General features: G+C 41.1%; 14 protein-coding genes and 1 tRNA gene. 11 read left to right on the top strand and 4 right to left on the bottom strand.

Annotated elements, in window-relative coordinates:
• Positions 1-91 precede the first annotated feature (91 nt).
• Positions 92-742, bottom strand: a complete 651-nt coding sequence (locus VK159_RS00200) for an NAD(P)H-binding protein (RefSeq protein ID WP_324228136.1) — start codon at positions 740-742, stop codon at positions 92-94.
• A gap of 21 nt (positions 743-763) precedes the next feature.
• Here VK159_RS00200 and murB point away from each other — a divergent pair, with 21 nt between their 5' ends.
• Complete coding sequence (gene murB / locus VK159_RS00195; protein ID WP_324228135.1) at positions 764-1,786, top strand: UDP-N-acetylmuramate dehydrogenase; 1,023 nt, start codon at positions 764-766, stop codon at positions 1,784-1,786.
• A gap of 76 nt (positions 1,787-1,862) precedes the next feature.
• Here murB and VK159_RS00190 read toward each other — a convergent pair whose 3' ends face one another.
• The gene (locus VK159_RS00190; protein ID WP_324228134.1) at positions 1,863-2,492 is read right to left on the bottom strand and encodes a 4'-phosphopantetheinyl transferase family protein; all 630 of its coding nucleotides are present in this window, start codon (positions 2,490-2,492) and stop codon (positions 1,863-1,865) included.
• A 68-nt stretch (positions 2,493-2,560) separates the two neighbouring features.
• Between VK159_RS00190 and dcd the strand changes: the two genes are divergently transcribed.
• Entirely contained in the window at positions 2,561-3,097 is a 537-nt protein-coding gene (gene dcd / locus VK159_RS00185) for a dCTP deaminase (protein WP_324228133.1), read from the top strand.
• A gap of 53 nt (positions 3,098-3,150) precedes the next feature.
• On the opposite strand, the gene VK159_RS00180 is transcribed toward dcd, so the two are convergent.
• Positions 3,151-4,233 (bottom strand): DUF3810 domain-containing protein, encoded by a 1,083-nt coding sequence (locus tag VK159_RS00180; RefSeq protein WP_324228132.1) that lies wholly within the window; start codon positions 4,231-4,233, stop codon positions 3,151-3,153.
• Between the two features lie 343 nt (positions 4,234-4,576).
• Between VK159_RS00180 and VK159_RS00175 the strand changes: the two genes are divergently transcribed.
• From VK159_RS00175 to VK159_RS00145, 7 genes are all read left to right on the top strand, one after another.
• Positions 4,577-5,113: a DUF177 domain-containing protein gene (locus tag VK159_RS00175; protein ID WP_324228131.1), complete on the top strand. Its 537-nt coding sequence runs from the start codon at positions 4,577-4,579 to the stop codon at positions 5,111-5,113.
• An 11-nt stretch (positions 5,114-5,124) separates the two neighbouring features.
• Positions 5,125-5,319, top strand: a complete 195-nt coding sequence (gene rpmF / locus VK159_RS00170; RefSeq protein WP_182804675.1) for a 50S ribosomal protein L32 — start codon at positions 5,125-5,127, stop codon at positions 5,317-5,319.
• A gap of 24 nt (positions 5,320-5,343) precedes the next feature.
• Positions 5,344-6,294 carry a phosphate acyltransferase PlsX gene (gene plsX / locus VK159_RS00165; protein WP_182804677.1) on the top strand — a complete coding sequence of 317 codons (951 nt, stop codon included), beginning with the start codon at positions 5,344-5,346 and terminating at the stop codon, positions 6,292-6,294.
• 135 nt (positions 6,295-6,429) lie between these two features.
• Positions 6,430-6,502 (top strand) — tRNA-Lys (locus VK159_RS00160).
• A gap of 66 nt (positions 6,503-6,568) precedes the next feature.
• Positions 6,569-7,372: an SDR family oxidoreductase gene (locus VK159_RS00155; RefSeq protein ID WP_324228130.1), complete on the top strand. Its 804-nt coding sequence runs from the start codon at positions 6,569-6,571 to the stop codon at positions 7,370-7,372.
• A 76-nt stretch (positions 7,373-7,448) separates the two neighbouring features.
• Positions 7,449-8,270 (top strand): SAM-dependent chlorinase/fluorinase, encoded by an 822-nt coding sequence (locus VK159_RS00150; RefSeq protein WP_324228129.1) that lies wholly within the window; start codon positions 7,449-7,451, stop codon positions 8,268-8,270.
• Positions 8,271-8,386: 116 nt separating this feature from the next.
• Complete coding sequence (locus VK159_RS00145; protein ID WP_324228128.1) at positions 8,387-11,476, top strand: DUF2723 domain-containing protein; 3,090 nt, start codon at positions 8,387-8,389, stop codon at positions 11,474-11,476.
• Between the two features lie 39 nt (positions 11,477-11,515).
• Here the strand turns inward: VK159_RS00145 and VK159_RS00140 are convergent, their stop codons facing one another.
• The gene (locus VK159_RS00140) at positions 11,516-12,136 is read right to left on the bottom strand and encodes a hypothetical protein (protein WP_324228127.1); all 621 of its coding nucleotides are present in this window, start codon (positions 12,134-12,136) and stop codon (positions 11,516-11,518) included.
• A 141-nt stretch (positions 12,137-12,277) separates the two neighbouring features.
• On the opposite strand from VK159_RS00140, the gene VK159_RS00135 reads away from it, so the two are divergent.
• Together VK159_RS00135 and VK159_RS00130 are read left to right on the top strand one after the other, a co-directional pair.
• The gene (locus VK159_RS00135) at positions 12,278-13,375 is read left to right on the top strand and encodes a vWA domain-containing protein (RefSeq protein WP_324228126.1); all 1,098 of its coding nucleotides are present in this window, start codon (positions 12,278-12,280) and stop codon (positions 13,373-13,375) included.
• 35 nt (positions 13,376-13,410) lie between these two features.
• Complete coding sequence (locus tag VK159_RS00130) at positions 13,411-14,922, top strand: magnesium chelatase (protein WP_324228125.1); 1,512 nt, start codon at positions 13,411-13,413, stop codon at positions 14,920-14,922.
• Positions 14,923-14,926: the final 4 nt, after the last annotated feature.

Genomic DNA, 14,926 nt, shown 5'->3' with positions numbered 1-14,926 from the left:
AATGTAAGTATAAACTGGCTTTTAATGATTATTTCCACACTTGTATTTAGAAAGTTTTATAAAATTTAACTCTTATTTTTCTATCTGCAGGCTAAGCAATCATTTCATTGTAATAGTAAACACTTAGTCCTTCTTTTTCTTGTTTTGCAGCTGTTAACATGGCCTTCGCAACAGTGGCTCCGCTAATTGCTTTATAGTTTGACGGAATTAAAAATGAAAAGACCCTGAACAATGAAGTGAGCAATGTTTCACCTGTGCGTTCGCTTTGTTTCCTTCCTACTAAAAATGAAGGACGAAACACATGAAAGCTTTTGAATTTGTATCCGGCGATCATCTCTTCCACTTCACCTTTTAACCTGGTGTAAAAAAAGCGTGAACGGGCATCGGCACCAATAGCTGATACAAGTAAAAATTGTTTAAACCCAGCTTCTTTACCAAAACGGGCTGCATTAATAGGTATATCAAAGTCAATGGAGCGGTATAACAATTTATCGCCCTTTACATTTGCATTTGTAGTGCCCACGCAGGAAAAAATACAATCGCCTGTGCCAAGATTTTTCTTGTAGGTATCGTAATCCGTAAAGTCGGTGATCAATACTTCAAGTTTGGGATGCTGTATTGCAATTGGCCGTCGTACCAACACCCGCACTGTTGAAAATTTATCGTCAGCAAGTAGCTGTTCTACCAATGATGATCCAATTAACCCCGTTGCGCCTAATACAACTGCTGTTTGTCCGTTCATAATTTGTTTATTTTGCACCCAATGCAAATTCACGAAAATCTTTCACTCCGGCAATACAATACATTTGGGATAGATGTAAAAGCAAAACACTTTGCCGATTTTTCATCAGCTGCACAGTTACAGGAAATATTGATGTACATGCATCAGCTTGCTCCCCGTATCAAAAAACTCATACTTGGTGGTGGTAGTAATATCCTTTTTACAGGCGATGTAAATGCATTGGTTTTGAAGAATGAAGTTTCAGGAATTAATGTGGTGAAGCAGGACGATGAGTTTGTATATGTGCAGGTGGGTGCCGGCGTTAACTGGCACAGCTTTGTACAGCATTGTGTGCAGCAGGGTTGGGGAGGTGTTGAAAATTTAAGCTTGATACCCGGCAATGCAGGCGCAAGCCCGATGCAGAACATTGGTGCTTATGGGGTGGAGATTAAAGATGTGTTTGAAGAACTGGAAGCCTATCATCTGCACGATAAAACTGTTGTGAAATTTTCTGCTGCTGATTGTGCATTTGGTTACCGTGAAAGTGTGTTCAAACGGAAATATAAAGATCAGTTTGTTATTTTATCGGTCACATATAAACTCAGGAGGAACCCCTTGTTCAATACCAGTTATGGAGCCATTAACCAGGAGTTGGAAAAGATGGGTGTGAAGGAACTGAGCATTGCAGCCATCTCACAGGCAGTGATCAATATCCGTTCATCGAAATTGCCCGACCCAAAACTGATTGGAAATGCAGGAAGTTTTTTCAAGAATCCATCTATAAGTAAAGAACAATACGATCAGTTGAAGAATGAGTTCCCGTCATTGGTAGCGTTTACAAATCCAGATGGAACAATGAAACTTGCAGCCGGTTGGTTAATTGAACAGTGTGGTTGGAAAGGATACCGCAAAGGCGATGCAGGTTGCCATACAAAACAGGCATTGGTATTGGTGAATTATGGTGCAGCTACCGGCAAAGAGATTTATGATCTGAGTGAAGAGATACTGCAAAGTGTAAAGGCAAAGTTTGGCGTTGATTTGGAGAGAGAAGTGAATATTTTTTAGCCGCTGGTTTTTGATGAAGCAGACTAATGACTTACTACTAACAGCTATCGGCTACCGGCTTTCATCAGGCTTTCTCTCAACTTACCACCCAACTCATCACCAACTCTTTCATAAAACGGTATTGCACAGTTAACGGCAGCGGATCAAATTTTTGGAAACTGCAAATGAGTTTACCCTCTTCATCATTGCCTTCTATGTTTTGAATGTGCATATGCTCACGAAAATCAACACCACCGTCGCCAAACCATTTAAACATCGATTCTTTGGTGCTCCAAAGCAAAGTGGCTAATTGCAAAAGTTGGGCAGCGCTCATCTGCTCATCCAAAAACATTTTTTCCTGCGGCGTTAAAAATTTATGACTGATGCGTAAAATCTTATCGCTGGGTTGCTCAATATCAACACCCACCCGTTGTTTACTGCTCACAATTGCCGCTGCATAATTACCACAATGCGAAATAGAGAAATGGTACTTCTCACCGGGTAAGAATGGTTTGCGTGTATCAGCAATCAAGATTTCTTCCAGCGGAAAATCTTCAAACAATGTCGGCAGCAAATAGCGACCGGCCAGGTGTTGTAACCGTTTATGTGGATGGGATACATCCCGTTTTAATGGAACCTTCTCCAGGAAAAAATCTTCCGGTTCCTCAATGAGCCAAAGCCCCGCTTTTGTGTTGCTGTTGATAGTATGTTGATAAACGAGCGGCAAATTAAGATTTAAGATTTTAGATTGCAGGTTTCAGAGTTATACTTTCGCACAAAGCTAAAGAGAACAAAATGATTTTAAGTGACAAGCGTATTTTAGAGGAAATAGAAAAAGGAACAATTAAAGTTGAACCATATGATCGTGAATGTTTGGGCAGTAACAGCTACGATGTACATCTCGGAGGTACACTCGCTATTTACAAAGATCATATGATCGATGCAAAAAAACATAACGAGATCGAGTACATTGAAATTCCTGATGAGGGATTTGTATTGTATCCGCATATTTTTTATCTAGGGGTTACACTTGAATATACCGAAACACATGCACACGTTCCTTTCCTCGAAGGGAAATCATCAACCGGTCGTCTGGGTATCGATATTCATGCAACCGCCGGTAAAGGTGATGTTGGTTTTTGTGGTAACTGGACATTGGAAATATCTGTAAAGCAGCCGGTAAAGATTTACAAGGGAATGCCCATTGGACAGCTGATTTATTTTCCTGTAGATGGAGAAATTGAAGTGAAGTACAATCAAAAGAAAAATGCAAAGTACAGCGGTCAGCATAATAAGCCGGTGGAAAGTATGATGTGGAAGAATAAGTTTTGATAAAAGTTATCAGTAAATAAGTAAAAAGTTGATATGGATACTTATCAACTTTTTTACTTTTGATACTTCTTCCTGTACGAAATCAACCAACCCGTTACCTCACCATAACTTTCAATTCCTTTTCGCTGGCGGTTTTGTTTGAGATAGTAATCATATAAAAAATCGGTCCAGTTGCTGATGAACGTACGATGCTCCTCCACATACTTACGATATGTTTTTAAATCTCTCTTTACGCCATCATGCAATTTCGTACCAAACTCTTTTGCTGCTGTTGAATCAACGGCCCTCAAATTTCCCCATGCATACATGAACATATCGAGATAAGAGGAGTATTGCATGAGTGTATCGCTTGAATGTGTAGCTGCCAGAAAACCTACAAAGTTTGCTTCGCTTTCACTGGCATAACCGATCTGGTGCGCCATTTCATGACAGGTAACATAAGGTTGCAGAAAATTTGGAATAGCGGTGTTTACCTGTCCCTCTCCGGTGAAAGGATTATAATATCCCTGGAAGCCGATGTAGTTACCAACTCTCCCAAACATGGAAGGTTTTAAGGAAGAATAACGGTAACGCATGTAGGGAAACTGCTGCTCCAGTTGACTGTAACCATCCCTTGCCGATTGAAACATACGTTCACGACTCATGATGGTATCTTTTTTCTGCAGGCATATCTCTTTTCGGTTATTGAGTTCCGTAAGCAGAAAGCTATTCAGTTCGATCAATTCCTCTTTTACAAACTTGGCGTTCTTTAAACCAAGCTGGTGTTCAATGCCTTTGCGGTAGTAGTTTAATCCCCAGAACAGGTAGAAATAAACATACACCGCCAGTAGAATAATACCGGCAGTAAGCAACGGTGTGAGCTTTTTTTTCCAGCTATCGGTTTTATGAAATAGCCGCACTACAAATTTCCCGATCTGCCAAAGCACACTGACGGTAACAATGGAGTAAATAATGTCGCCGAGGCTAAAAGGGAACCAGCCAAATAAGATCCGCAGTGTGGAAGCCAGCTTTGGGTAAAACGTGGTGGCATAGTTCTTCTCGATCCATTCATGATTGCCTGCAATAAAAAAGATAAATAGGGCAAAGATGGATAGTGTGCTGATGAGTGCTATGCGTATAAGTCGTCCGTAAGTCATTCGGCTCAAATTTACGGGAGGAAGGTGAATGGTCAATTGGTAATGAGGGTAAGGCTGGAATTTGGATTTTGGAAATTGTTTATTGGGTTTTTGCAAATTGTTCAGCCTAGCCCCGACCGCCGTGGATGCCCCGAAGGCTTTGCAAATCAGCAGAATAATAGTACGAAGGCTTAGCTTTGCAGTACCGGACACAGTAATTTAGCAGCGGAGCAGGAACAAAGGGCGGGAAACCGCAGCCCAACAAGGAACGGAACGCTGCCGCTCCTGAAAATAAACCTGCTTTTCCTTTTGGCTTGAAACTGTATTTCGGTTACCTTTGCAAACTCTTTAAAATAGGGGTGATATGGCAAGCCGCCGGGAATACGAAATAGCATTTGTGGGTTTAAAGCCCGGCATTCATCAGTTTGATTATGAAATTGATGACAGGTTCTTTGAGGAATTCGAAAAACAGGACTTTAAAAACTGTAAGGCAAACGTAAAGCTGCAACTCGAAAAGAATACCGGGTTTATGTTGCTGAAGTTTGAGGTGGTTGGTACCGTTGGCGTTCTTTGCGACCGTTGTGGTAACGATCTTCCATTAGAACTGTGGGACGAATTTGAGATGCTGGTAAAAATGACCGATGAACCGGAAAAGATGAATGATGAAGAAGAAAGTCCGGATGTGTTTTACATATCCCGTACCGAAAGTCATCTACATGTGAAGAGCTGGATCTACGAGTTCATTGTACTTAGCATCCCCATGCAAAAGATGTGCAGGGAAAGTGAAATGGGCGGACCGCATTGCAACAAAGAAGTGCTTGCACGCCTGGCTCAACTGAACCTGCAAACAAACGAAAACAAATCAATCTGGAAAGGATTGGATAAATTCAGAAACGACTAAAATTTAAAGATATGCCGAATCCAAAGCGCAGACATTCACAGCAACGCAGCGCAAAGCGTCGTACACACTACACAGCAGTGACTGTTACTTTAACAAAGGATAGCACAACGGGTGAAATTCATCCACGTCACCGTGCACATGTGAGCGAAGGTAAACTGTACTACAAAGGAAAATTAGTAGCTGAAAAAGCTCCTTTAAAAGCGTAAGCTTTTTATAATTAACTTACCTGCATGGTCATAGGTATTGACATGATGGGTGGCGACTACGCCCCTCAGCAGCCGCTGTTGGGCGTAGATTTGTTTTTAGCCGATGCTGCCCCCGGAATAGAATTGCTGCTGCTTGGTGATGAAACCATCATGCGCAGGCATTTTGTTACTGTACCTCCAACTATTTCGTTTGTGCACACTACTGAAGTGGTGGATATGCACGAACCCCCAACAAAAGCTTTAAGGGATAAGCCCAACTCATCCATGAACAAAGGATTGCAGTTGCTGGCCGAAGGAAAAATTGATGCCTTCATTAGTGCAGGCAACACCGGTGCTATGATGGTGGGCGTGTTTTATACCATCCGAGCCATTGAAGGTGTGCAGCGACCAACCATTTCAACCGTTATCCCAAAAGTGGAAGGTGGTTATGGGCTGATCCTCGATGTGGGTATGCAGGCCGATTGTAAACCGGAGAATCTGTTGCAGAATGCCATCCTTGGCAGTATCTATGCGCAAAATATTCTTGAGATCGAGAATCCGGCTGTGGCGTTGATCAATATTGGTGAAGAAGAAGGGAAAGGTAACCTGTTGGCACAAGCTGCTTATCCATTGTTGAAAGAAAGTAAACTGATCAACTTTATTGGTAATATTGAAGGCCGTGAAGTATTGACTGGCAGGGCTGATGTGATGGTGTGTGATGGGTTTACAGGTAATGTTATTCTGAAATTAGGTGAATCGATCTTTGATATTGCGAAATCACGCAGTCTTGATGAGGACGATTACTTCAAGCGTTTCAATTTTGAAACCTACGGTGGCACACCCATTCTTGGTATTGATAAACCGGTAATTGTTGGTCATGGTATTTCAACATCAAAGGCATTTTTGAATATGATCCATCTTGCCAGCAAGATGATCGAAACTAAACTGCTGGAGAAAATGAAAGCCAAGTTTGTGAGTGAAGAAGAAGTAGAGTAAAACAGCGATGGGATGAACAAACTGTTTAAACAGAATTGTTTATTTCAGGGAAAATAAAAACATTTTGTTTGAAAAGTTGGGAGCGAATTCTAATTCTCCTATTTTTGCACTCCCAAAAAAACGGAAACGTTTTGAGATTCCGTAGCTCAGTTGGTAGAGCACGACACTTTTAATGTTGGGGTCCTGGGTTCGAGTCCCAGCGGGATCACAGAAACAAAAGCCTCCATACGGAGGCTTTTCTGTTTATATTACTTTTGCAAATAAATCAACAGGCATGGATTTTCAGAATAAGGTTGTGGTTATCACAGGTGGAAGCGATGGTATTGGTAAAGCATTAGTTCAGCTTTTTTTAAGCAAAGGCGCAAAAGTTGCTACTTGCGGCAGAAATGCCGACAGATTGTATTCATTGCAACAGGAGTTTGCAGGCCAAGCATTGCATGTGTTTGTAGCTGATGTTAGTAATGAAGATGATTGCAACAGGTTTATTGAAACAACAGTAAAAGCATTTGGTGGTATTGATGTGCTCATTAATAACGCTGGCTTATCCATGCGTGCATTGATCATTGAATCAGAAACAAGTGCTTATAAACGTTTAATGGATGTAAATTTCTGGGGCACTGTTTACACAACCAAAGCTGCACTTCCATATATTATCCAACGCAAAGGAACTGTTGCAGGTATTTCATCCATTGTTGGTAACAGGGGCATACCGGGCCGCAGTGCTTATTCAGCTTCAAAATTTGCCATGCAGGGTTGGCTCGAAGCGTTGCGTGTAGAAATGTTTGATCATGGGGTAAATGTATTGTGGGTGTCGCCGGGCTTTATTGCTACGAATATCCGTTCAGTTGCACTGAATGGTGAAGGCAACCCGATTGGTGAAACGCCAATGGACGAATCAAAATTGATGAGTGCGGAAGATTGCGCACAGCATATTTTTAATTCCATTGCTAAACGTAAACGTGCAGTAGTGCTTACTGCAACAGGTAAAGCAACGGTGTGGATGGGTAAACTGTTGCCACGTGTTGCTGATAAGTATATTCACAAGTTTTTCTTTAAAGATGGAAAGCTTATTAAATAATGCATCAGCTCTTTAACAGGGCTTGTTTCTTCCACTGATTATTCTTTATCTTTCGTTCCAATTCTTCTACGCATCAATGGCTTTACTAACCCTCACATCAGACATCGGAGAACAGGATTACCTGGCCGGAGCCGTGAAAGCCGTGTTGTTACGACAAAACCCATCGTTTCAATTAGTTGATATTACACATCAGTTGTCACCGTTTAATGATCCGCAGGCAGCATACATCATCCGTAATGCCACCAAACAATTTCCTGCGGGCAGCTTTCATATCATTCTTGTAAATCTCTTTCAATACAGGCCCGATCATTTATTGCTGGTGAAACACAATGAACAGTATTACCTGTTGGCCGATAATGGCCTTATCACCATGATACTTGAAGAAACACCGCAAGAGCTGGTGGCGTTGCCGATGGATAAATCCATTGCACGTAATACCCTTGCCTGTGCTGATGTATTTGCAAAGGCGATTGATGAGCTTGCAAATGGTAAAACATTGGAAGAACTGGGTGATGCCACTGTTTCAATACAGGTACGCAATCCGTTACGACCTATTACAACCAGTCAGTATATTGAAGGGCAGATCATTTCCATTGATCATTTTGAAAATGTGATCGTAAACATTACACATGAAGAGTTTGAAGCGCAACGCAAAGGCCGCCGCTTTAAAATTGTATTCAAGCGTGATGAAATGATCGATCGTATCAGTGAAACCTATGCGGATGTGAACGAAGGGGAAAAGCTGGCTTTGTTCAATGCAGCAGGTTATCTTGAAATTGCCATCAATAAAGGCAATGCTGCCGGTTTGTTTGGATTGCAGGGCTTTTCTGAAAAGAGCACCAGCCAGTACACGCAAAGCCGTTTGTTTTACCAGACAGTGAGGGTTTATTTTGAATAAATACAGCCCGTCAAATTATCCTGTTAAAAGAAAGTTGAAATACTTGTTTATACCCTCATCTCCTTATTTTTGCCTGCCTCCCATTAGGGTAGGCTATTTCTAAACCAAAGCTTCATATGAATTTTCAAAAGCTCAACAACATTACAGGCTGGATCATTGGTCTTGTATCCTGCGCTGTTTACGTGTTAACGATGGAACCAACCGGTAGTTTGTGGGACACAGGCGAATTTATTTCCTGTGCTTACAAGTTAGGCATCCCTCACCCTCCGGGCGCACCTTTGTTTATTATGCTGGGTCGTTTGTTTACACTCTTTACACCCGGCGATGCCGCTATTGGTGTAAACCTGCTGTCAGCATTATCAAGTGGTTTCACAATCATGTTCCTGTTCTGGACCATTACACACTTTGGCCGCAGACTGGTACAAAAAGATAATGAGGAGTTACAGGGTAACCAGTTGTTTACAGTAATGGCTGCTGGTGTTATTGGTGCATTGGCCTACACGTTCAGCGATTCATTCTGGTATAGTGCTGTTGAAGGCGAAGTATATGCGTTGTCATCTTTCTTTACCGCAGTTGTGTTCTGGATGATCCTGAAATGGGAACACGAAGATGCAAAAGCAGGTGACGATGACCGTAAGCGTACGTTTGCTGAACGCTGGATCGTACTCATCTTCTTCATCATGGGCTTGAGTATTGGTGTTCACTTATTGAACCTCCTTACACTTCCTGCCATTGTGATGGTGTATTATTTCCGCAGGTATAAACCAACATGGACCGGTGGTACAGTAGCCTTTCTGATTGGCTGCGTTATTACAGGTGTTGTGCAGAAAGCGGTGATCCAGTGGAGCATTTCAAGTGCGGGCTGGTTCGATCGTTTGTTTGTGAACAGTTTTGGTTTGCCTTTCTTCACAGGATTTATTTTCTTCTTTGCATTGGTAGCAGTGCTCATATGGCTCGGTTTGCGTTATGCAAAACAAAATCAATGGCGCTTTTTGCGTTTGGGTTTGTGGAGCTTCGCATTTATGCTCATTGGTTTTTCTACTTATGTTACAACCATGATCCGTGCAAATGCCAATCCCGGCATTGATATGAATGATGTAAACAACCCGATGGCTTTGGTTAGTTACCTGAGCCGTGAGCAATATGGTGATGTGCCATTATTGAAGGGACAAAAGTTTACAGCAGAAGCAGAAGAGTATGCTGATGAAGGCGATTCTTACCAACGTGTGGGCGATCGTTATGAAGTAACGGGGCAAAAAAGAAAACCTGTTTACCCTGCAGATCAAACAATGATGTTTCCCCGTGTATGGGATGCAAGTAACGACCAGGGACATGCTGATTACTATGCGCAATTCCTTGGCATTGGTAAATACCAGGATCGCCAAACAGGAAAAATTTCTTACGAACGTGATCCTGATATGGCCGATAACTTTAAGTTCTTCTTCGGTTACCAGGTAAACATTATGTACTTCCGCTACTTCATGTGGAATTTTGCAGGAAAGCAAAATGATGTACAGGGTTTGGGTGAGCGCAGAAACGGTAATTGGGTGAGTGGGATTGCTCCTCTCGATAATGTAAGATTGGGTAATCAGAAATTAATGCCCGACAGTTTGAAAGATAACAAGGCACATAACAAATATTACCTGCTTCCTTTCATTCTTGGAATACTGGGTGTTATATTTCAATTCAATAATAATAAAAAAGACGGACTCATTGTTGGCTTGTTGTTCTTCTTTACAGGATTAGCAATTGTGTTGTATCTAAACCAGGCAGGTCCTCAACCACGTGAACGTGATTATGCATATGTAGGAAGTTTCTATGCATTTGCCATCTGGATAGGTCTTGGATTTTTCCAGGTGAAGGAGTGGTTAGAAAAATTAATAAAAGGTGCTGTTGGTTCTTATGTTGCAGCTGCACTTTGTTTTGTTGCCGTTCCTGTACTCATGGCTTCTCAAAACTGGGATGATCATGATCGCAGCAAAAAAACAATTGCACCTGATCTTGCTACAAACTATCTCGAAAGTTGTGCACCAAACGCCATCCTGTTCACCGTTGGTGATAACGATACCTATCCATTATGGTATGCACAGGAAGTAAAAGGTATTCGTCCTGATATTCGTGTTATAAACACAAGCTTGCTTGGAACCGATTGGTATATCAACCAGCTTCGTTATAAAGTAAACAGCAGTGATCCAATCGATGTGATCTGGAGCGAAGAGCAGATAGCCGGTGAAAAACGTAATGTGGCTTATCATATTCCACTTTCACAAACAGATACTGCTTACTATGATCTTTACACGATGATGAAAGACCAGGTGGGTAGTGATGCCGATAATAAAATGTATCGTTCACAAGGTGGTGAAATGCTCAACTATTTCTACAGCCAGCGTTTTAAAGTACCGGTTGATGGAAATGTTGTTCGCCAGAACGGAACTGTTACAGCAAAAGACAGTGTGCTGAATGAACTTCGTTTCCAGGTAGGTAAAAGTTACCTGTTTAAAAACGATGCAGCTATTCTCAACATCATTGCTGCAAACAACTGGAAGCGCCCGATCTATTTTACGCAGCCATATCAATTAGGGTTTGATGATTACCTCCGCCAGGATGGTTTAACTTATCGTCTTGTTCCTGTTGCGAATGCAAGAGGTACAGCCAATATGGATTGGATGTTTGATAAGATCATGAACAAATTCAAATATGGCGGTGCAGATAAGAATGAGGTTTATTTTGATGAAGAGAACCGCAGGCACATGGTGAACATCCGCAATGCACATACCATGCTTGCAATGAATTTGATTGCTGCAGGACGTAAAGATGATGCAAAGAAAGTGTTGCAACGTGCAGACCAGATGATCAAAGACAAGAACGTGCCGTATGCACTTGCATCACGTTATGGTAATGATCATAATGAAAAGAGTTTCTATTTTGCCATGACTGCATTTCAGGCGGGTGATATTGAATTAGGAAAACGTATTATGGAAAGTGTGAAGAAAGATTTGCAGCAGCAGATGGCATTTTACGAATCGTATGTAGGTGCTGAAGGCACATCGCCTTCAGAATATGAATACCAGGTAGCAAAACAATTGGTACAGGGTATTGATAACGCACTGAAAGAATTTGTACAGGGAATAAAACCCGGCTCTGATACATTGCAGAGCAAGGAAGTTCCGCAGACAATCAAAAACGCAACAGATACGCAGAAATAAAAAAAAACAAACCCCGGCTAATTGCCGGGGTTTGTTTTTTTATTGTGCTTTTGCTGGCTCAGGTAAATTTTTATTCTTCCTGTATTCTTTCTCCACACTTTGCACAACCGATACAACATACTTCACAACCTTGGTGCTTTGTCTGTCGATCTGTTTGTCTAACGAACGATACATTCCTGTTGAATTAATTGAAACACGCTGAAAGGTTGCAAGATCGCTGATGTCTTTACTTAACCCCGGTTGCAAACTTGTTTTTGCACTTGGAATATGTATCCAGCCAACAGGTACAGGAAATCCGGTTGCAATTAAGGTGGCAGCTGTACCAATACCCACTACACTTATTGCTGTGCCAATGATATTTTCTTTTCGTCCAATAAATTTCACACGCACAACTTTTATGTTGCAGTTGCTGGTTGTTGAGCCGCTATTGAGCGCCAGTTTAAACGGATGATCTTCTGTGTTATACACTTCGGTGAACTTTTTCATTTTCTGCAGCAAAGCCTGTTTGTATTCGTATTGCTGAACAATGCTGAGATCAAGTTCAAGATGGAGTGTGTCGAACGTTGCTGCAGGTTTCAGCAGCAATTTTGGCTGGCTGCAGGAGCTGGTTAGAAACAAAATGAGGCAGAAAAAGATGACAAAATTGGTAAGCCTTTGCATTTATTGTGTGTTTTCAGACGGTAAAATAAGAAAACAGCGGAAAAACTGTCAAGAACTTTTCGGGTTCAGTTTTTGTTATCTTTTATTCTCCGTTCCCCCGCTTGAAAAGTAGTATTGGATTTTGAAGTAAATTGTATAGTTATGATTGGACACTTTTTTTCGAAATATGATCCGTCGCAAAATGACAAATCGAAGTTTGAACAGTTGCTTGATCTGTTTACGCAACTGTTGACTTATACCAGTGGCGATGTAACGGAAGCAATGGATTGGCTGAACCAACTCGATCGTAAATTTCAACTCACGAATGATGAGTATGGGATGGGTGATTTTATTGAGGAACTGAAAGAAAAAGGCTATCTCAATGAAAATCCTGTAACCGGTCAGTTTAATATCACCTCAAAAACAGAACAGACCATTCGCAAACAATCGCTGGAAGAAATATTCGGTAAGCTCAAAAAAACCAAACAGGGCAATCATCAAACATTTAAACCGGGTATGGGTGATGAGATCAATCCTGAAACAAGACCATTTCAGTTTGGTGATACGTTGGAGCAGATCGATTTCACCAACTCTATCCGCAATGCACAGATCAATCATGGCATTGATAGTTTTATGATGCGTGAAGATGACCTGGAGATTCGTGAAACAGATTTCAAAACTCAAACATCAACTGTGTTGATGATCGATATTTCACATTCCATGATCTTGTATGGTGAAGACCGTATTACACCTGCAAAGAAAGTGGCGATGGCATTGAGTGAACTCATTCAAACAAAATACCCGAAGGATACGTTAGATATTGTGGTGTTTGGTAACGATGCATGGACGATTGAAGTAAAAGATCTTCCGTATTTACAAGTTGGTCCATATCATACCAACACTGTTGCGGGTTTGGAACTGGCGATGGAAATTCTTCGCAGAAGAAAAAATCCCAACAAACAAATCTTCATGATCACTGATGGTAAACCCACGTGCCTGAAGATTGGCAAGAAATATTATAAGAACAGTTTTGGTTTAGATCGAAAAGTAGTGAACCGTTGTATCAATCTTGCAGCGCAATGCAAAAAACTCAAGATACCCATCACGACTTTTATGATTGCTACTGATCCCTACCTGCAACGATTTGTGCAGGAGTTTACAGAAACCAATCATGGCAAGGCTTTCTTTGCATCATTGGATAAATTGGGCGCATTTATATTTAAGGATTTTGAAAGCGGGAAACGAAAGACAGTATATTAAAATCAGCAAATCATTCTAAAATATTATAACAAATCATGGTTCAGACATTAGGCGAATTAAAGAAAAGTGGCTATCAATCAAAAAGTATTAAAGAAGAAGTACGTCAAAACTTAATTGCAAAACTTCAGCAAAACGAAAATGTATTTCATGGCATATTGGGTTATGAAGACTCTGTAATTCCGGATGTGGAGCGGGCATTGCTGTCACGTCATAATATATTGTTTCTGGGTTTACGTGGACAGGCAAAAACAAGAATGGCAAGATTGATGACGGAGTTGCTCGATGAACATATTCCGGTAGTGGCAGGCAGTGAAGTAAATGATGATCCGTTCAATCCTATTTCACATTATGCAAAAGAATTAATTGCAGAGAAAGGCGATGCAACACCAATTGAATGGATCCATCGTTCACAGCGTTATGGTGAAAAATTGGCAACTCCCGATGTAAGCGTTGCCGATCTTATTGGAGATATTGATCCTATTAAAGCTGCCAACCTGAAATTAAGTTTTGCCGATGAACGTGTGATTCATTACGGCATCATTCCACGCAGCAACCGTTCGGTATTTGTCATCAATGAAATTCCTGATCTGCAGGCACGCATCCAGGTATCGCTATTCAACATTTTAGAAGAAGGCGATGTGCAGATACGTGGTTTCAAATTACGTTTGCCGCTTGATATTCTTTTTGTGTTCACAGCAAATCCTGAAGATTATACTAACCGTGGTTCAATAGTGACTCCTTTAAAAGATCGTATCGAAAGCCAGATACTCACGCACTATCCCAAAACAATTGAAACAGCATTGGCCATTACTGAACAGGAAGCAGCCGTACATCCTGATCAGGCGAAGAGAGTGGATATAAGTGATTTGATGAAACGCATTATTGAGCAGGTAGCGTTTGAAGCACGAGGAAGCGAGTATGTTGATAAGAAGAGTGGCGTAAGTGCGAGGCTAACTATTTCTGCCTATGAAAATGCAGTTAGCACCGCAGAGTTGCGTGCAATTCAAAATAAAGAAAAAAATACACAAGTGTGGATGAGTGATCTCATTGGTGTTATTCCATCTATCACTGGTAAAATTGAATTGGTGTATGAAGGTGAGCAGGAAGGACCTTACCAGGTAGCATTTCATTTATTAGATAAAGCCATCCGCACACAGTTCCTTCAATATTTTCCTAACCCGGAGCAATTGAAAAAACGCAAACAGGAAACTTCGGCAGATAATCCTTACAAATCCATCAGCAATTGGTTTGATAAAGGAAACCAGTTAACGCTGTTGATGAACACGAAAGACGAAGAGAAGATACAGCAACTGTACAGTGTTGATGGTTTGTATCCATTGGTGAAAAAATATTTCAAAGGAGCGAATGAAAAACAAACAGCTTTATTGATGGAGTTTGTATTGCATGGTTTGTCTGCTTACTCTGTCATCAGTAAAAAAGTGGTGGAAGGAAAAATTGAATTCAGTGATCTTATGGGCAGCATTATCAACCTTAATACAAACAGGGGAGATGAGGAGGAAGATTTTGATGGCGAAGATTTTAATTAATAAA

The organism is Lacibacter sp. (genome assembly GCF_035299325.1).
Classification (GTDB): Bacteria; Bacteroidota; Bacteroidia; order Chitinophagales; family Chitinophagaceae; genus Lacibacter.
The sequence above is the reverse complement of the archived record's forward strand: the minus strand, read 5'-3'. Positions and strand labels throughout refer to the sequence as shown.